The sequence below is a fragment of the Pseudomonas sp. SYWMCR5 genome, from assembly GCF_057197165.1.
Genome location: NZ_JBXUNH010000006.1, coordinates 203,115 through 220,771 on the forward strand (window position 1 = coordinate 203,115; position 17,657 = coordinate 220,771).

At 64.4% G+C, this 17,657-nt stretch carries 17 protein-coding genes; 12 read left to right on the top strand and 5 right to left on the bottom strand.

The annotated features are described in order from the left end of the window. Window positions 1-91 precede the first annotated feature (91 nt). Entirely contained in the window at window positions 92-1,306 is a 1,215-nt protein-coding gene (serB, locus tag AC2CGW_RS17350; protein WP_186711413.1) for a phosphoserine phosphatase SerB, read from the top strand. 45 nt (window positions 1,307-1,351) lie between these two features. Here the strand turns inward: serB and asd are convergent, their stop codons facing one another. Genes asd through AC2CGW_RS17365 form a run of 3 tightly spaced genes read right to left on the bottom strand, consistent with a single transcriptional unit; the run spans window position 1,352 to window position 4,615 of the window. After that, window positions 1,352-2,215 (bottom strand): archaetidylserine decarboxylase, encoded by an 864-nt coding sequence (gene asd / locus AC2CGW_RS17355; protein WP_186709720.1) that lies wholly within the window; start codon window positions 2,213-2,215, stop codon window positions 1,352-1,354. Window positions 2,216-2,224: 9 nt separating this feature from the next. After that, window positions 2,225-3,034, bottom strand: a complete 810-nt coding sequence (locus tag AC2CGW_RS17360) for a rhodanese-like domain-containing protein (protein WP_484574355.1) — start codon at window positions 3,032-3,034, stop codon at window positions 2,225-2,227. A gap of 45 nt (window positions 3,035-3,079) precedes the next feature. Further along, entirely contained in the window at window positions 3,080-4,615 is a 1,536-nt protein-coding gene (locus AC2CGW_RS17365) for an HDOD domain-containing protein (RefSeq protein ID WP_186709716.1), read from the bottom strand. A 130-nt stretch (window positions 4,616-4,745) separates the two neighbouring features. Between AC2CGW_RS17365 and motA the strand changes: the two genes are divergently transcribed. Both motA and motB read left to right on the top strand, forming a co-directional pair. After that, the gene (gene motA, locus AC2CGW_RS17370; RefSeq protein WP_151926055.1) at window positions 4,746-5,597 is read left to right on the top strand and encodes a flagellar motor stator protein MotA; all 852 of its coding nucleotides are present in this window, start codon (window positions 4,746-4,748) and stop codon (window positions 5,595-5,597) included. A gap of 3 nt (window positions 5,598-5,600) precedes the next feature. Then, complete coding sequence (gene motB / locus AC2CGW_RS17375) at window positions 5,601-6,626, top strand: flagellar motor protein MotB (protein WP_186665912.1); 1,026 nt, start codon at window positions 5,601-5,603, stop codon at window positions 6,624-6,626. 42 nt (window positions 6,627-6,668) lie between these two features. Here motB and rsgA read toward each other — a convergent pair whose 3' ends face one another. Next, on the bottom strand, window positions 6,669-7,700 hold the full coding sequence (gene rsgA, locus AC2CGW_RS17380) for a small ribosomal subunit biogenesis GTPase RsgA (RefSeq protein ID WP_186665913.1): 1,032 nt from the start codon (window positions 7,698-7,700) through the stop codon (window positions 6,669-6,671). Between the two features lie 92 nt (window positions 7,701-7,792). Here rsgA and orn point away from each other — a divergent pair, with 92 nt between their 5' ends. Next, complete coding sequence (gene orn / locus AC2CGW_RS17385) at window positions 7,793-8,335, top strand: oligoribonuclease (RefSeq protein ID WP_054893178.1); 543 nt, start codon at window positions 7,793-7,795, stop codon at window positions 8,333-8,335. A gap of 85 nt (window positions 8,336-8,420) precedes the next feature. Beyond that, complete coding sequence (locus AC2CGW_RS17390; RefSeq protein ID WP_054893179.1) at window positions 8,421-9,032, top strand: trimeric intracellular cation channel family protein; 612 nt, start codon at window positions 8,421-8,423, stop codon at window positions 9,030-9,032. Window positions 9,033-9,159: 127 nt separating this feature from the next. On the opposite strand, the gene queG is transcribed toward AC2CGW_RS17390, so the two are convergent. Beyond that, window positions 9,160-10,227: a tRNA epoxyqueuosine(34) reductase QueG gene (gene queG / locus AC2CGW_RS17395; RefSeq protein ID WP_186665915.1), complete on the bottom strand. Its 1,068-nt coding sequence runs from the start codon at window positions 10,225-10,227 to the stop codon at window positions 9,160-9,162. Between the two features lie 65 nt (window positions 10,228-10,292). Here queG and AC2CGW_RS17400 point away from each other — a divergent pair, with 65 nt between their 5' ends. The 7 genes from AC2CGW_RS17400 (at window position 10,293) to hflX (ending at window position 17,599) form a co-directional block, all read left to right on the top strand. Next, the gene (locus AC2CGW_RS17400) at window positions 10,293-11,153 is read left to right on the top strand and encodes an NAD(P)H-hydrate dehydratase (RefSeq protein ID WP_186709715.1); all 861 of its coding nucleotides are present in this window, start codon (window positions 10,293-10,295) and stop codon (window positions 11,151-11,153) included. After that, window positions 11,141-11,611 (top strand): tRNA (adenosine(37)-N6)-threonylcarbamoyltransferase complex ATPase subunit type 1 TsaE, encoded by a 471-nt coding sequence (tsaE, locus tag AC2CGW_RS17405; protein WP_186665919.1) that lies wholly within the window; start codon window positions 11,141-11,143, stop codon window positions 11,609-11,611. Before AC2CGW_RS17400 ends, tsaE begins: the two co-directional genes overlap by 13 nt. Before the next feature lie 3 nt (window positions 11,612-11,614). Beyond that, window positions 11,615-13,060, top strand: coding sequence for an N-acetylmuramoyl-L-alanine amidase (locus AC2CGW_RS17410; protein WP_288374136.1), 1,446 nt, complete (start codon window positions 11,615-11,617; stop codon window positions 13,058-13,060). Continuing rightward, window positions 13,057-14,958 (top strand): DNA mismatch repair endonuclease MutL, encoded by a 1,902-nt coding sequence (mutL, locus tag AC2CGW_RS17415; protein WP_484574356.1) that lies wholly within the window; start codon window positions 13,057-13,059, stop codon window positions 14,956-14,958. Before AC2CGW_RS17410 ends, mutL begins: the two co-directional genes overlap by 4 nt. A gap of 1 nt (window position 14,959) precedes the next feature. After that, window positions 14,960-15,931: a tRNA (adenosine(37)-N6)-dimethylallyltransferase MiaA gene (miaA, locus tag AC2CGW_RS17420; RefSeq protein WP_186665923.1), complete on the top strand. Its 972-nt coding sequence runs from the start codon at window positions 14,960-14,962 to the stop codon at window positions 15,929-15,931. Window positions 15,932-16,024: 93 nt separating this feature from the next. Beyond that, on the top strand, window positions 16,025-16,285 hold the full coding sequence (gene hfq, locus AC2CGW_RS17425; RefSeq protein WP_023533024.1) for an RNA chaperone Hfq: 261 nt from the start codon (window positions 16,025-16,027) through the stop codon (window positions 16,283-16,285). A 12-nt stretch (window positions 16,286-16,297) separates the two neighbouring features. After that, complete coding sequence (hflX, locus tag AC2CGW_RS17430; RefSeq protein WP_151926062.1) at window positions 16,298-17,599, top strand: ribosome rescue GTPase HflX; 1,302 nt, start codon at window positions 16,298-16,300, stop codon at window positions 17,597-17,599. Window positions 17,600-17,657 lie beyond the last annotated feature (58 nt).

A 17,657-nucleotide genomic window follows, 5' to 3' on the forward strand; every position in this document is an offset into this window, starting at 1 on the left:
GACCCGCGTTTTGTCGGCAAAGTATCGATGGCGCCCGATGGTCATGGAAAGTGGGTAGAATGCGCATTTTTCATCGAGTTGGAGCCCGGTCTTGCGCGAAATCGTCCTGATCAACATCACTGGTGAAGACCGTCCGGGTCTCACTGCGGCCATCACCGGCGTCCTGCTCCAGGGCGGTGTGAACATCCTCGACATCGGTCTTGCGGTCATGCATGGCACGCTGTCGTTCGGCATTCTGGTCGATATTCCCGACAACGAAGTCGCCACCGGCTTGCTGCAGGGGGTGCAGTCCAAGGCCCATGAGCTGAACCTGCAGGCGCGCTACACGCCGATCTCCGAGGCAGACTACCAGCAATGGGTGGACGGCCATGGCGATAATCGCCACATCGTCACGCTGCTCAGCCGCAAGGTCACGCCTGAGCAACTGCAGCGGGTGAGTGCGGTCATCAGCCGATATGGCCTGACCATCGAACGTATCGAGCGCCTGTCGGCACGTGTGGCGCTCGACGCCGCCACCGACAAGAGTCGCGCCTGCCTGGAAATCTCGGTGCGTGGTGAACCGACCGACGCCCAGGCCCTGCGCACCGATTTCTTCGCATTGTCGGCCGAGCTGGGTGTCGACATCGCCTTCCAGCAGGATGACCTGTTCCGTCGCAATCGCCGCCTGGCGGTGTTCGACATGGATTCGACGCTGATCGAGGCCGAGGTGATCGACGAGCTGGCCAAGGCTGCCGGTGTCGGCGAGCAGGTGTCGGCGATCACTGAGCGCGCCATGCGTGGCGAGTTGGATTTCCGTGCCAGCTTCAAGGAGCGCATGGCGCTGCTCAAGGGCCTGGACGTCGGCGTGCTGGACGAAATCGGCGCGTCGCTACGCCTGACCGAAGGGGCCGAACACCTGTTTGCCGAGCTCAAGCGCCTGGGTTACAAGACCGCGATCCTCTCCGGCGGTTTTTCCTACTTCGCCAAGCAGGTGCAGGCACGCCTTGGCATCGACTATGTGTTCGCCAATGAGCTGGAAGTGGTGGATGGCAAGGTGACGGGCGTGGCGGTCGAGCCGATTGTCGATGCCCAGCGCAAGGCCGACCTGCTGAAGGAGCTGGCGCACAAGGAAGGATTGCAACTGGAGCAGACCATCGCCGTGGGCGATGGCGCCAACGACCTGCCGATGCTGTCGCTGGCCGGCCTGGGCGTGGCCTTCCGCGCCAAGCCGCTGGTGCGTCAGTCGGCCAAACAGGCGATTTCCACGCTGGGCCTCGATGGCGTGCTGTACCTGCTCGGCTGGCGTGACCGCGACGGTCGCGCGTAAGGCCCTGAAACAGCGGGGCTGCAAAGCAGCCCCGCCAATCCTGAGTCAGCCCTGTGCCGGCAGCGCCAGTTGCTCACCCATGCGTACGGCAGACCCGGCGCCCAGGGCTTCGGCCCATTTCACCTGCTCTGGTCCGAACAGCACGATCGCGGTCGATCCCAACTTGAAACGCCCCAGTTCCGCGCCTTTTTCCAGATGGATCGGCGCGCGGCTGGCTTCGTCGTAGCGGAAGGTCTTCAGCTCGCGCTTGGGCGGCGTGACCAGCCCGGCCCAGACCGTCTCGATCGAGGCAACGATCATCGCCCCCACCAGCACTACGGCCATCGGCCCGCGTTCGGTGTCGAACAGGCAAACCACGCGCTCGTTGCGGGCGAACAGTTCCGGGACGTTTTCTGCCGTGGTCTGGTTGACCGAGAACAGGCGGCCCGGAACGTAGACCATTTCACGCAGGGTGCCGGCCAGCGGCATGTGCACGCGGTGGTAGTCCTTCGGCGACAGGTAGATGGTGGCGAACTCGCCGCCCATGAATGGCGCGGCCAGTGCCGGATCGCCACCGAGCAGCTCGAGGGCGCTGAAGCTGTGGCCCTTGGCCTGGAAGATGCGACCGTGCTCGATCGGGCCGAGCTGGCTGACCGCGCCGTCGGCCGGGCACAGGATCGCGCCCGGGGTTTCATCCAGGGGGCGCGCGCCGGGCTTGAGGGCACGGGTGAAGAACGCGTTGAAGTGCTCGTAGGCGGTCAGGTCTTCGACCAGCGCCTCGGACATGTTCACCTGGTAGCGTTTGGCGAACCAGGCGGTGAAGGCATTCTTGAACCAGCGTGCGCGGCACTCGGCGACGCAGCCGGCCAGGCGCGACAGCAGGTGATGCGGCAGCAGGTGCTGGCTGATGATGAACAGACGGGATTTCATGCAGGTTCCTTAAACTTCTACAGGCGTGTCCGGGTGATTGCCCCACTCGCTCCACGAGCCGGCGTAGGCCTTGACCCGTGGATAGCCGAGTGACTTGGCCACCAGGTAGGTGAATCCGGAGCGACGGTGGGTCTGGCAGTGGGTGATCACTTCCTTGTCAGGGGTGATGCCCAACTGCTGCAGTACTTCGGCGATGTCCTTGCGAATGCGCAGGTGGTCGTTGAGGTCCATGCCGGCAGTCCACTCGAAGTTGACCGCGCCGGGGATATGACCGCCCTTGGCTGCCAGGACTTTCTCGCCATTGAATTCCTGCGGGCCGCGGGCGTCCCAGACCACCAGGTCGTCTGCGCCCAGGCGGCTTTGCAGGTATTCGCGAGTGGCGGTGGGTTCGGCGCGCAAGCGCAGGCGTACAGGCGTGCTGGCGGCTGGTGGCACTTCAGTGACGAGCTTGTCCGCGGGCCAGGCCTGGATGCCGCCGTTGAGGTAGTGGTAGCGCGTGTGGCCGATCACGTCGAGCAGCCAGATGAAGCGCCCGGCCCAGCCGCCGCCTTCGTCGTCGTATACCACGTACACCGCGTCGTCCCGATGGCCAAGCTCGCTGAACAGCTTTTCCAGGTCGGCCTGGGTCGGCAGCAGGCCGGGGGCCGGGGGGTGGCCCAGTTGGGTGCGCTTGCCCTCGACGAACCGCGCGCCGGGAATATGGCCGCTGACATAGCGGTTGGCGCTGCTCAGGTCGACCAGGATCAGCTCAGGCGAATCCAGGCGTGGCAGCAGGTCGGCGGCTTCGATCACCAGGGGCAAGCCGGAAAAATCAGTCATCCACGGTCTCCGGGGAGCAAGGGAGGTGCGATTGTAGCGCAAGGCTCAGGCATTGCGGTTGGCGAAGCTGGCCAGCGCGCGCTCGATACACTGTGCGGTTTTCCCGAAGGCCTGCACGCTCACGTCGGCAAGCGGCTTGCCACCCTGGTCGGCGATCGCCAGCATCAGCACCTGGTCGTTCACGGCCAGCGAGCGCAACAGCAGGTGTTCGCTGGGGAACAGCGCACGCAGCGGTGCGGGCAGCAGGGCGGAAAACTGGGCATGGTTGTCGGGTGTCAGGCGCAGTTGCGCGGCTTTGCTCAGCAGTTTTTGCAGCAGCTTGCTCTGGCCCAGTGCCAACGTCAGCCCTGAGGCTTCGCGCGGCAAGCCGGCGCTTTGCTGGACGCGCAGGCAGTCGTTGGGTTTGTCGAGCAACAACAACAGCACCCGCTGCATGCCGCAAGCCAGCAGCGCCTCGCGTGCCTGGGTGGCCAGGTGCACGGTGTTGGTGAAGGGGCTGGGCTGTGCAAGAAGGTCGCCGCACAGCGTGCGCCAGCGCGCCAGGTCTTGGGCGGGTGGCGGTGGCGGGGTGAGCATGTCCGGGTGCGGACGGCGCTGCTGCCAGGGCCAGATCAGCGCCTCGGCCGGGTGGAACAGCGCATGCCGGGCGTGGTGACGGGCGCTGGCCGCCGCTTGCTGGTGCACTTGCTGCTGCACATCGTCCAGCGTGGTTTGCAGGTACATGGCTGTGAGCAGTTGCCAGCGCAGCAGGTGCGGGTTGTCCCAGCCGACCTGGGCCGACAGCGCGAGGCCGTTGGCCAACAGCACTGTGTTGGCCGGTTGGTTGAACCAGCGGCGCAGCCCGGGCTCTTCGTCCAGTCGATGCTGCTTGCTCAGATCGTCGGGCTCGCGGGCGATGTTCAACACCTGGGCCAGTTGCTCGCGTTCTTCGAGCAGCAGGCGATAACCCTGGGTGACCCATTCCGGCAGGCGCCAGTGTGTGGCGACGGCGCGGCACAACTCCATGATGCGCACACCAAACAGTGCATGTTCCACCTCTGAAGCTTCTTCGCCCTTGTGAATGACCCGCAGTTCCCAGGTGTCGAGCAGCTTGGGGTAGGCCAGGGCCAGCGCCCACAGTGGCGAGAGGAACAGCAGGCTGCCCCAGTGGATTTCCTGCCACAGGCGTGCCAGGCGGCTGGCGAACAGGCCGTTGGCCTGCTGGGTGGCGTGCTGGCTGATCAGCAGGAACTGGCGCAGTACTGGGGGGATGTCGTCGCCCGGTATCGATGGCAGGCGCCCCATCAGTTGCAGGGTGCGGCTCAGGCCCAGGCGATTCAGGGCGACTTCCAGGCTCTCGGCGGGCTCGGCCTGGCTGGCGTGGGTCGGGTGGTTGGCTTCGCGCATCACGCACAGCACCAGCGACGGGCTGTCCTGCATCAGTTCGGCGATGTCGCGCAGCGAGCGACGGTTGTCGTTGATGGCCGCCAGAACGCGGTCGTGACTCTCTTTGGGCACCGGCACGCGGATGCCGTCGAGCAGCCTTACCCAGGCATCTAGAGAGGAGGGGATCTGCGCTGGCACCTTGGTTTCGATTGGCATTTTGACATCAGTCCAAACTGGCTTTTCGCATTGAGTGGCTATAGTCTGGCGCAGTTCTGCCGATAAGGAGAAGAAGAGTTTCCAAGCTTCCGCCCCTGACCCTGACCACGACAGCAAGTGCTTTCAATCTATGGCTAAAATTATCGGCATCATCGTCGTATTCGCGAGTGTGCTCGGCGGATACGTGCTCTCCCACGGCAAGATCGCGGCGCTGATCCAGCCGTTCGAAGTGCTGATCATCGGCGGTGCGGCCTTTGGCGCGTTTCTCCAGGCCAACCCTGGCTACATGACCATGCACGTCATGAAGAAGTCGCTGAAGATGTTCGGCAGCCGCTTCACCCATACGTTCTACCTGGAAGTGCTGGGCCTGATCTACGAGATTCTCAACAAGAGTCGCCGCGAGGGCATGATGGCCATCGAGGGTGACATCGAGGATCCCGCGGCCAGCCCGATCTTCGCCAAGTACCCTGCGGTCATGGGCGATGCGCGGATGACCGCGTTCGTCTGCGACTACCTGCGCATCATGTCGACCGGCAACATGGCGCCCCATGAGCTCGAAGGCCTGTTCGACATGGAGCTGCTGAGCATGAAGGAAGACCTCGAGCACCCGTCCCATGCAGTGACCAGTGTCGCCGACGCCATGCCCGGCTTCGGTATCGTCGCTGCGGTACTGGGTATCGTGGTGACCATGGCCTCGCTGGGCGATGGCGACCAGAAGTCCATCGGCCTGCACGTCGGTGCAGCGCTGGTCGGTACCTTCTTCGGTATTCTCGCCGCCTACGGCTTCTTCGGCCCGCTGGCCAACTGCCTGCGCCACGATGCCAAGGAAGAACTGAACGTCTACGAGGCGATCAAGGCTTCGCTGGTGGCCTCGGCGTCCGGCATGCCGCCGTCGCTGGCTGTCGAGTTCGGGCGCAAGGTGCTGTACCCGGCGCACCGACCGAGCTTTGCCGAACTGGAACAAGCGGTTCGCGGTCGCTAAGTCATGGAGAACAATCAGCCCATCATCGTCAAGCGCGTCAAGCGCTACGGCGACGGCCACCATGGCGGTTCCTGGAAGATCGCCTTCGCCGACTTCGCCACGGCGATGATGGCGTTCTTCCTAGTGCTGTGGTTGCTGTCCACGGCCACTCCGGAGCAGAAGATCGCCATCGCCGGCTACTTCAAGGACCCGATCGGCTTCTCCGAAAGCGGTACGCCCTACGTCATCGACCTGGGCGGCTCGCCGCAGCTGGCACCGGAAAAGACCATCAACCCGGAAGAGAAGTCCGAGCCGACGCCTGACACCAGCGTGCAGATGGACAAAGACCGGATCGAGACCATGGCCGAGCAGGTCGAGCAGGAGCGTCTGCAACTGCTGCTGCAGGAGCTGCAGAACAAGGTCGAGGAAAATCCGCAACTGCAGAAGTTCAAGGACCAGATCCTGTTCGAGATCACCCAGGACGGCCTGCGCATCCAGATCATGGACGCCGAGAACCGACCGATGTTCGACCTCGGCAGTGCGCGCCTGAAGCCCTACTTCGAAGACATCCTGCTGGCGATGGCCGACACCATCAAGGCTGTGCCGAACAAGATCAGCGTCAGCGGCCATACCGATGCCAAGCCTTATGCCGGCACCGGTGATTTCGGCAACTGGGAGCTGTCGGCCAACCGTGCCAACGCCGCGCGACGTGCGCTGGTGGCAGGTGGTTACCCGGATGGGCAGGTCGCAAGGGTGGTGGGTTACGCCTCCTCGTCGCTGTTCGACCGCGAGAACCCGTTCAATCCGGTCAACCGCCGGATCGACATCATCGTGCTGACCAAGAAAGCCCAGCGGGATATCGAGGGCGAGCAGGGCGCACCTGAAGCACCGGCCAATCCGACCCCGCCTGCCGATGCGGCGCCAGGAGCACCTGGTGCCTCCGCCGCGCCGGCCGATGGCGCGGCGCCGATGCAGCCGCGTGAATTGCGCCAGAAGCTGAACATCTTCGAGGATGGCGTGCTGAAGATGGACGAGCCCAAGGAAAACTGAGCACGTAATCGGCAAGAGCGGCGCAATGCCGCTCCTGCATCTTCAGTAGGTGTCTTGCGTCAGGCTAGCCACGATCGAGCGGTAGCTGTGCATCCGCTGCGCCGAGATACGCCCTTCCTCCAGCCCTTTGAGCAGCGCACACCCCGGCTCGCGGTCGTGCTTGCAGTCGCGGAAGCGGCAGTTGCCGAGCAGTTCGCGGAATTCGATGAAGCCTGCTTCCACATCGTCCCGGCTGACATGCGCCAAACCAAACTCGCGGATACCGGGTGAGTCGATCAGGTCGCCCCCGTTGGGGAAGTGGTAGAGCCGTGCGGTGGTGGTGGTGTGGGTGCCCTGGCCCGACCACTCCGACAGATCGCCAACCCGCGTCTGTGCCTGCGGCAGCAGGCTGTTGACCAGCGACGACTTGCCCACGCCCGATTGCCCGACGAACACGCTGATGTGCTCGTCCAGTGTCTGCTGCAGGCGTTGCATGCCATCGCCGTGGTGTGCAGACACCTCCAGCAGCGGGTAACCGAGGTCGCGGTACACTGCCAGCAACGCATTGAGCGTCGCTGCGTTGTCGTCGTTGATCAGGTCGGCCTTGTTCAGCAGCAGCAGCGGGCGGATGCCGGCGTGCTCGGCGGCGACCAGGTAGCGGTCGATGAGATTGGCCTGGGGCTCGGGTGCCGGGGCGAAGACGATCACGATCAGGTCGACGTTGGCCGCCACCGGCTTGAGTTGCCCGTGGTTGTTCGGCCGACACAGCTCGGTGCTGCGCGGCATCTGCGCGACGATCACGCCGTTGCCCTGGTTGCCGGCCCGCCAGACCACCTTGTCACCTGTGACCAACGCCGGCAGGTTGGCGCGCAAGTGGCAGCGGAACACCTGGCCTGCGACGTCGCCGTCCTGGGCCTCGACCTCGACCGTGACGCCGAAGTGGGCGATCACCAGGCCCAGTTGTTCAGGCCCCAGGTCGCCGCCTTCGAGCTCCTGCAGGGCGTGCTGCTCGCGTTTGGCGGCGCGGGCGGCGCGTTCACCCTGGATCTTTTCGATGCGCCAGTTCTGGCGGCGGTTGAGCTGGCGTTTGGCCATGGAGGTTCCGTGTTGGCGGGGCAAAAGAAAACGGCAGGCAGTTTAGCACGCTCCACTAGGCTAATATGTCGGCCTATTCGAGGAGCTCATTCATGCACAACCCACAGAACCTGATCTGGATCGATCTGGAGATGACCGGCCTGGATCCGGACAACGACGTCATCATCGAGATGGCCACCATCGTCACCGACAGTGAACTGAACACCCTGGCCGAGGGCCCGGTTATCGCCATTCACCACAGTGACGAAGTACTGGCGCGCATGGACGAGTGGAACACCCGCACCCATGGCGCCTCCGGCCTGACCCAGCGCGTGCGCGAAAGCCGTATCGACATGGCCGAAGCCGAAGCACAGACCATCGCCTTCCTCGAGCAGTGGGTACCCAAGGGCAAGTCACCGATCTGCGGCAACAGCATCTGCCAGGATCGCCGCTTCCTCTACCGCCACATGCGCGCGCTGGAAGGCTACTTCCACTACCGCAACCTCGATGTCTCCACTCTCAAGGAGCTCGCTGCACGCTGGGCACCCGACGTGCGCGACAGCTTCAAGAAAGGCAGCACGCACCTGGCACTGGATGACATCCGCGAGTCGATCGCCGAGCTGCGTCACTACCGCGAACATTTCATCAAGGTCTGATGAGTCAAGGGGCGTACATGCGCCCCCTTTTGGTGCCCCGCGCGAGTGAGTAGACTGCGCGCCTTTTCTCGCACGGATCTGCGCCATGCTGTTGATGCTCTACCTCATCGCCATCACCGCCGAAGCCATGACAGGCGCCTTGTCCGCCGGTCGGCGCGGCATGGACTGGTTCGGCGTGGTACTGATCGCCTGCATCACCGCCCTGGGTGGCGGCTCAGTGCGCGACGTTCTGCTTGGGCACTACCCGCTGACCTGGGTGAAGCACCCCGAATACCTGGTGCTGACCAGTTTCGCCGCATTGCTGACGATCTTCATCGCGCCGCTGATGCGTCACCTGCGCTCGTTGTTCCTGGTGCTTGACGCCCTTGGGTTGGTGGCCTTCACCTTGATCGGCTGCATGACGGCGCTGGAAATGGGGCAGGGGATGCTGGTGGCGTCGATCAGCGGCGTGATCACTGGCGTGTTCGGCGGGATCCTGCGCGACATCTTCTGCAACGATATTCCCTTGGTGTTCCGGCGCGAGCTGTATGCCAGCGTGTCGTTCGCAGCGGCCTGGTTTTATCTGGGCTGCGTGTACTTCAAGGTGCCAGCCGAGCAGGCGATGCTGTTGACCCTGTTTGGCGGCTTCCTGCTGCGGTTGCTGGCGATCCGCTTCCACTGGGAAATGCCCAAGTTCCACTACAACGACGAGCATTGAATCTTCGGGATCGACTGCGGCCTTTTCACGGGCAATCCCGCTCCCACAGGGACTGGCTGGCCTTTAGATTTGAGCAAGACAGTCTCCTGCAAGAGGTGCCGCCCGCGAAAAGGTCGCACTGTGCCTGTCAGCTCGCCGCCTCGTGCCGCGCCAACGCCCACTCCACATGCTCCCTGACCAATGCCGAAGGATGCTCGCGCCGCGCTTTCAGCGCCTCGAGCACGGCAATCGTCGAAGGTGCGTTGCCCAGCCCAACCGCCAGGTTGCGCAGCCAGCGCTCGTAACCGGCACGACGCAGCGGCGAGCCTTCGGTGCGGCTGAGAAAGGTCTTTTCGTCCCACAGGAACAGTGCCGCCAACTCGACATTGTCCAGTCCGTGACGCGGCTTGAAGTCGTCCTCGCCAGTCGATTTGGCGAAGCGGTTCCAGGGGCAGACGATCTGGCAATCGTCGCAACCGAACACCCGGTTGCCGATCAATGGACGCAGCTCCACGGGGATCGCGTCCTTGAGCTCGATGGTCAGGTACGAGATGCAGCGCCGCGCATCGAGCTGGTAGGGGCCGACGAAGGCTGCGGTGGGGCAGATGTCCAGGCACGCCTGGCAGCGTCCGCAGTGCTCGCTGGTCTGGGCTTCGTCGGCGGGTACAGGCAGATCGACGAACAGCTCGGCCAGGAAGAAGTAGCTGCCCGCTTTACGGTTGAGCAACAGGGTGTTCTTGCCGATCCAGCCGAGCCCGGCCTGTTGGGCGATGGCTTTTTCCAGTACCGGGGCGCTGTCGACGAAGGCACGGTAGCCGAAGGGGCCGATGGCTTCGTGGATGCGGTCAGCCAGGTGCTGCACGCGCTTGCGCACCAGCTTGTGGTAGTCGCGGCCCAGTGCGTAGCGGGAGATGTAGGCTTTTTCCGGCTGAGCCAGGCGTTGGGCCATCAGCGTATCGCCGGGCAGGTAGTCCATGCGCAGCGAAACCACCCGCAAGGTGCCGGGAATCAGTTCGGCGGGGCGCGAACGTTTTGTGCCGTGCGCTGCCATATAGTCCATCTCGCCGTGATGGCCGGCCTCCAGCCAGCGCTGCAGGTGCTGTTCATGCTCGCCAAGCTCTACATCGGCGATGCCCACGTGGGCAAAACCGAGTTCGCGGCCCCAATCCTTGATCGATTGGGCCAGTGCTTGAAGGTCTAGAGAGGAGGCGGACATGGATGGACAAGGCATTGCAGGCTCAGGTGCGTATAATTCTGCCAGACATCGGAGCCTTTGACCCCATGCCTCAGACCAAACACCCCACCAACACCCCGCAAACGCTCAGCAGCGTGACCGTCGCGCACCTGCCTGCGCGGCCGGCGACTGCCCACAAGGGCGATTTTGGCCATGTGCTGGTGGTCGGCGGCGACCTGGGGACCGGCGGCGCCGTGCTGCTCAGTGCCGAAGCCGCCCTGCGCTGTGGCGCGGGGCTGGTCAGCCTGGCGACACGCCCCGAACATGTGTCCGCGAGCCTCAGCCGCCTGCCGGAAACCATGTGCCTGGGCGTCAGTTCGGCCAACCAGTTGATGGCGGTGCTGGAGCGCGCCTCGGTGCTGGTGGTGGGGCCTGGTCTTGGCCAGGCTGCCTGGGGCCGCAGCCTGCTTTCGGCTGTTGCCAATGCGCACCTGCCGCAGGTCTGGGACGCCGATGCGCTCAACCTGCTGGCGCGCACGCCCCTGGCCTTGCCGAGCGGCAGCATCCTGACCCCGCATCCTGGGGAGGCTGCGCGTTTGCTGGGCGTTTCCACCGAGGCCGTACAGGCCGATCGGCCTGGGGCTGCGCGTAAACTGGCGCGTCGCTACGACAGTGTCTGCGTGCTCAAGGGCGCCGGGACCCTGGTCGCCAACCCGGACGGCCAGTTGCGGCTGTGCGAGCGAGGGCACCCGGCCATGGCCGGTGCCGGCCTGGGCGATGTGCTGACCGGCGTGCTGGCCGCGTTGCTGGCCCAGGGCCTGGACGCCTGGCAGGCGGCGGGCCTGGGCGTGTGGTTGCACGCCTGCGCTGGCGAACGTCTGGGCGCGCAGGGCAGAGGTCTGGCGGCCAGCGATCTGGTTCCGGTCATTCGAGAATTGTTGGAGGAGCATTCAGCGTGTCAGGCATAACCCTGTTTCTGGCCGACGAGCCGGCCACCGTCGCGTTCGGCGCGACACTCGCCAAGGTCACCGGCGGCCATGGCGTGATCTTTCTGGAAGGCGACCTGGGCGCCGGCAAGACCACCTTGTCGCGTGGTCTGATTCGTGGATTGGGTCACACTGGCGCAGTGAAAAGTCCGACCTTCACTGTGGTGGAACCTTATGAAATAGGCGACATCCGCGCCTTCCATTTCGATCTTTACCGCCTGGTCGACCCGGAAGAGCTAGAGTTCATGGGGATTCGCGACTATTTCGAAGGCGATCCGCTGTGTCTTTTCGAATGGCCGCAGAAGGGCGAGGGCGTTTTGCCAAAGCCCGACCTGACCATTACCATAAGCCCCCAGGCGGGCGGCCGCTCGCTGAACCTGTCGCCGCAGGGGGCTCGCGGCGAAGCCTGGTGTGCCGCTCTGGCTGCCGAAAACAAATAGTAAGTGGGGAAAGGTATGCTGCGCATTCGCGCACTGGTCGCCGTCGTTGGACTGCTGCTGACAGCGGTGACCGTTGACGCTCTGGCCGTCACACAAGTCAAGAGCATGCGCCTGTGGCGCGCGCCGGACAACACGCGCCTGGTCTTCGACCTGTCCGGCCCGGTGCAGCACAGTGTCTTCACGCTCAGCGCGCCTGATCGCCTGGTCATCGACATCAATGGTGCGACGCTCGCCTCGCCATTGAATGTCTCCACCTCGAACACGCCTATCACCAGCGTGCGCTCGGCCCAGCGTACCGCCACCGACCTGCGCGTGGTGGTCGACCTGAAAAAGGCGGTCACGCCCAAAAGCTTCACCCTTGCACCCAACGCCCAGTACGGCAACCGCCTGGTGGTCGACTTGTACGACCAGGAAGCCGATGCGGTTGCCGCCAGCAATCCCACGCCGCCGCCGGTCACCCAGGCACCGGCCACCACGCCTGCGGTGCCAGTGACACCGGCGCAACCGGCGATCAAGCTGCCGCCGGTGCCCAACGGCAAGCGTGACATCGTGGTCGCCATCGATGCTGGCCACGGCGGGGAAGACCCCGGCGCTTCCGGCTCGCGCGGCCAGCACGAGAAAGACATCGTGCTCGACATCGCCCGCGAGCTTCAGCGCCAGATCAACACCGAGAAAGGTTATCGTGCCGAGCTGACCCGTACCGGCGATTACTTCATTCCGCTGCGCAAGCGCACCGAGATTGCCCGCAAGAAGGGCGCTGACCTGTTCATCTCCATCCACGCCGACGCCGCGCCGTCGAAAGCGGCCTTTGGTGCGTCGGTGTTTGCCCTGTCCGACCGTGGCGCCACCTCCGAGACCGCGCGCTGGCTGGCCGACAGCGAGAACCGCTCCGACCTTATCGGCGGCGCCGGCAACGTCAGCCTCGATGACAAGGACCGCATGCTCGCCGGCGTGCTGCTCGACCTGTCGATGACGGCCACGCTCAGCTCCAGCCTCAACGTGGGCCAGAAAGTGCTGGGCAACATGGGCCGCATCACGCCGCTGCACAAGCAGCGCGTGGAACAGGCCGGGTTCATGGTGTTGAAGTCGCCGGACATCCCGTCGATCCTGGTCGAAACCGGGTTCATCTCCAACGCCAACGAAGCCAACAAGCTGGCAACCAAGAGCCACCAGCAGGCGCTGGCCCGCTCGATTCATACCGGTGTGCGCCAGTTCTTCCAGCAGAACCCGCCACCAGGCACCTACATCGCCTGGCTGCGCGATTCCGGCAAGATCGCCCAAGGCCCACGTGAACACAGCGTGCGCCCGGGCGAGACGCTGGCGATGATCGCCGTGCGTTACCAGGTCAGCGTGGCCAGCCTGCGCAGCACCAACAACCTCAAGAGCGATGAGCTCAAGGTGGGTCAGCACCTCGACATCCCGGCCACTACCCTGGCGTCCCAGCAATGAGTGGTGGTTCGCGAATCCAGCTGCTCAGCCCGCGGCTGGCCAACCAGATCGCCGCCGGCGAGGTGGTCGAACGCCCTGCGTCGGTGGCCAAGGAGCTGCTGGAGAACAGCCTGGATTCCGGTGCCCGGCGCATCGACGTGGATGTCGAACAGGGCGGCGTGAAGCTGCTGCGCGTGCGGGACGATGGCAGTGGCATCGCCCCGGACGACCTGCCGCTGGCGCTGGCGCGCCACGCGACCAGCAAGATCCGCGAGCTGGAAGACCTTGAGGGCGTGCTCAGCCTGGGCTTTCGCGGCGAGGCGCTGGCTTCGATCAGTTCGGTAGCACGCCTGACCCTGACCTCGCGTACCGCCAATGCCAGCGAAGCCTGGCAGGTCGAGACCGAGGGCCGTGACATGCTCCCGCGGGTGCAGCCGGCGGCGCACCCGGTCGGCACTTCCGTCGAAGTGCGCGACCTGTTCTTCAACACTCCGGCCCGGCGCAAGTTCCTCAAGGCCGAGAAAACCGAATTCGATCATCTGCAGGAAGTGATCAGGCGCCTGGCGCTGGCGCGTTTCGATGTCGGCTTCCACCTGCGTCACAACGGCAAGAGCATCCTCAGCCTGCACGAGGCGCCCGACGAACTGTCGCGTGCGCGGCGGGTCGGGGCGATCTGCGGGCCCGGCTTCCTCGAGCAGGCGCTGCCGATCGAGGTCGAGCGCAATGGCCTGCGCCTGTGGGGCTGGGTCGGTTTGCCGACCTTCTCGCGTAGCCAGGCGGACCTGCAGTACTTCTTCGTCAATGGCCGCGCGGTGCGCGACAAGCTGGTCGCCCACGCGGTGCGCCAGGCCTACCGCGACGTGCTGTTCAACGGGCGGTATCCGACCTTCGTGCTGTTCCTGGAACTCGACCCCACCGGTGTCGATGTCAACGTGCACCCGACCAAGCACGAAGTGCGCTTTCGTGAAGGGCGCATGGTCCACGACTTCCTGTACGGCACCTTGCACCGTGCACTGGCCGATGTGCGCCCTGAGGACCAGCTCGCGGTGCCGGCGGCGACCACGGAAATCGTGCGTCCCAGCGGCCTGCAGGCCGGCGAGTTCGGCCCCCAGGGCGAGATGCGCCTGGCCGCCTCGGTGCTCGAGCAGCCCCAGGCGCAACCGCAGCCGTCGTTCTCCAGCGGTGGCGCCGGTGCAGGCTACCAGTACCAATACACGCCGCGCCCATCGCAGCCGGTGCCGGCAGCCGAGGCGCAAGCGGTCTATCGCGAGTACTTCGCCCCGCTGGAGAACAGCGCCCAGCCAGCTGTGGCGCTGCCGCAAAGCCAGGGGGACATTCCGCCGCTGGGCTATGCCCTGGCTCAGCTCAAGGGCATCTACATCCTCGCCGAGAACGCCGTGGGCCTGGTGCTGGTAGACATGCATGCCGCCCACGAACGGATCATGTACGAGCGCCTGAAGCTGGCGATGGCCAGCGAAGGGTTGAGCGGCCAGCCGTTGCTGGTGCCCGAATCGCTGGCTGTGAGCCAGCGTGAGGCCGACTGCGCCGAGGAGCATGCCCAGACCTTCCAGCGCCTGGGCTTCGAGCTGCAGCGCCTGGGCCCGGAAACCCTGGCGATCCGCCAGATTCCCGCGCTGCTCAAGCAGGCCGAGGCCAACCGCCTGGTGCAGGATGTGCTCGCCGATCTCATGGAGTACGGCACCAGCGACCGCATACAGGCGCACATCAACGAGCTGCTCGGCACCATGGCCTGCCACGGTGCGGTGCGCGCCAACCGACGCCTGGCGATCCCCGAGATGAACGCCTTGCTGCGTGACATGGAAAACACCGAGCGCAGCGGCCAGTGCAACCATGGCCGACCGACCTGGACCCAGATGGGCCTGGATGATCTGGACAAACTTTTCCTGCGCGGTCGATGACATGAGCGGCAAGCCCCCAGCGATTTTTCTCATGGGCCCGACGGCTGCCGGCAAGACCGACCTGGCCATCGCCCTCACCCAGAGCCTGCCGTGCGAGCTGATCAGCGTCGACTCGGCCATGGTCTACCGCGGTATGGACATCGGCACCGCCAAGCCCTCGCCAGAGGTGCTGGCTGCCCATCCGCACCGTCTGGTAGACATCCTCGATCCGGCCGAGAGTTATTCGGCGGCGCAGTTCTGCAGCGATGCGCTGCAGGCCATGACCGAGATCACTGCGCGCGGCAAGATCCCGCTGCTGGTCGGCGGCACCATGCTGTACTACAAGGCGCTGGTGGACGGCCTGGCCGACATGCCGCCCGCTGATGCCGAGGTTCGTGCCGAACTCGAGGCGCAGGCCCGCGAGCTGGGCCTGGGTGAACTGCACCGGCAGTTGGCCGAGATCGACCCGGTATCGGCGGCGCGCATTCATCCGAACGATCCGCAGCGGCTGATCCGTGCGCTGGAGGTGTACCGGGTGAGCGGCCAGAACATGACTGCCCACCGCGAGCGTCAATCAGCCGAAAGCCGCGGTTCAGACGCAGGCGCGGGCGGGCATTTGCCCTATACTGTCGCCAGTCTGGCGATTGCGCCTACAGATCGTCACATTTTGCATGAGCGAATTGCGCTACGATTTTCGCAGATGCTGGAACAGGGCTTCGTCGACGAGGTCCGAGAGCTGCGGGCCAGAAGTGACTTGCATGTCGGGCTGCCGTCTATACGGGCAGTGGGGTACAGGCAGGTATGGGACTATCTGGACAGCAAACTGACAGCCGAGCAGATGCGCGAACGCGGTATCATCGCCACCCGCCAGCTGGCCAAGCGGCAGTTCACCTGGTTGCGTAGCTGGTCCGACGTACATTGGCTGGACAGTCTGGCCTGCGACAATCTGTCCCGCACCTTGAAATACCTGGAATCGGTCTCCATATTGAGCTGAGTCCCTGCAATTGCCGTCTATTCTTGCGACTGACGGCCTTAATGAACGAATTTTTTCAGTTTTTTACTATTGATCCTTACAGGAGTGCGGCATATGTCAAAAGGGCATTCGCTACAAGACCCTTACTTGAACACCTTGAGAAAAGAAAAGGTCCCGGTTTCGATCTACCTGGTCAACGGCATCAAGCTGCAAGGCCAGATCGAGTCCTTCGACCAGTTCGTCGTGCTGCTGAAGAACACCGTCAGCCAGATGGTCTACAAGCACGCGATTTCCACTGTCGTACCTGCCCGTCCGGTTCGTCTGCCAAGCCCTTCCGATTCCGACCACGGCGACAGCGAGCCAGGCAACGCCTGATAGGAGCCTGCATTGTTCTTTGAGCGCCACGGTGGTGGTGAACGGGCGTTGCTCGTTCACTTGGAAGGTCAGAACCCTGAGGCGCGCGAAGACCCGCAGGAGTTTCAGGAGCTGGCACTGTCGGCCGGAGCGGACATCGTCCACCTGGCTACGGTTGCCCGGCACCAGCCCACAGCCAAGTTTCTGATCGGCAGCGGCAAGGTCGAGGAACTGCGCGACCTGGTCAAGGCCGAAGAAGCCGACCTGGTGATTTTCAATCACACCCTCACGCCCAGTCAGGAGCGCAACCTCGAACGCGTCTTCGAGTGCCGCGTGCTTGACCGTACCGGCCTGATTCTCGATATCTTCGCCCAACGAGCACGTACTCACGAAGGCAAGCTGCAGGTCGAATTGGCCCAGCTCGAGCACATGAGCACGCGGCTGGTGCGTGGCTGGACCCACCTTGAGCGGCAGAAGGGTGGTATCGGCCTGCGCGGCCCGGGTGAAACCCAGCTTGAAACCGACCGCCGCCTGCTGCGGGTGCGCCTGCGTCAGATCAAGGCGCGTCTGGAGAAGGTGCGCAGCCAGCGCGAGCAGGCCCGACGCGGGCGCAAGCGCGCGGACATCCCTTCGGTGTCGCTGGTGGGCTATACCAACGCCGGCAAGTCCACGCTGTTCAACGCCCTGACGCAATCGGAGGTCTACGCGGCCGACCAGTTGTTCGCCACACTCGACCCTACATTGCGCAGGCTCGAACTGGATGACCTGGGGCCGATCGTGCTGGCCGACACCGTGGGTTTCATTCGCCACCTGCCGCACAAGCTGGTCGAGGCTTTTCGGGCTACGCTCGAAGAGTCGAGCAACTCCGACCTGCTGCTGCATGTGATCGATGCGCACGAACCCGAGCGCATGGAGCAGATCGAGCAGGTGCTCGCCGTGCTGGGCGAGATCGGTGCCGAAGGCTTGCCGATCCTCGAGGTCTATAACAAACTCGACCTGCTCGAAGATGTCGAGCCGCAGATCCAGCGCGATGCCGACGGCAAGCCGGAGCGGGTATGGGTTTCGGCCCGCGACGGGCGCGGTCTTGAGCTTGTGGGGCAGGCGATAGCCGAATTGCTGGGGGATGATCTGTTTGTCGGAACCCTGCGCCTGGAACAGCGACTTGCACGCTTGCGCGCGCAATTCTTCGAACTGGGGGCAGTGCAAGGCGAAGAACATGATGAACAGGGCAGCAGCTTGCTGAGCGTGCGTCTGCCCCGGGTAGAGCTCAATCGCCTGGTCAGCCGCGCAGGCCTGGAGCCTGAGGTGTTCATCGAGCAACACACTTTGCAATAAATGCCCGTCGAGGTCGCCGGGCAGCCGTGACAGGCATTCTGTAGCATTGGACGGCGCG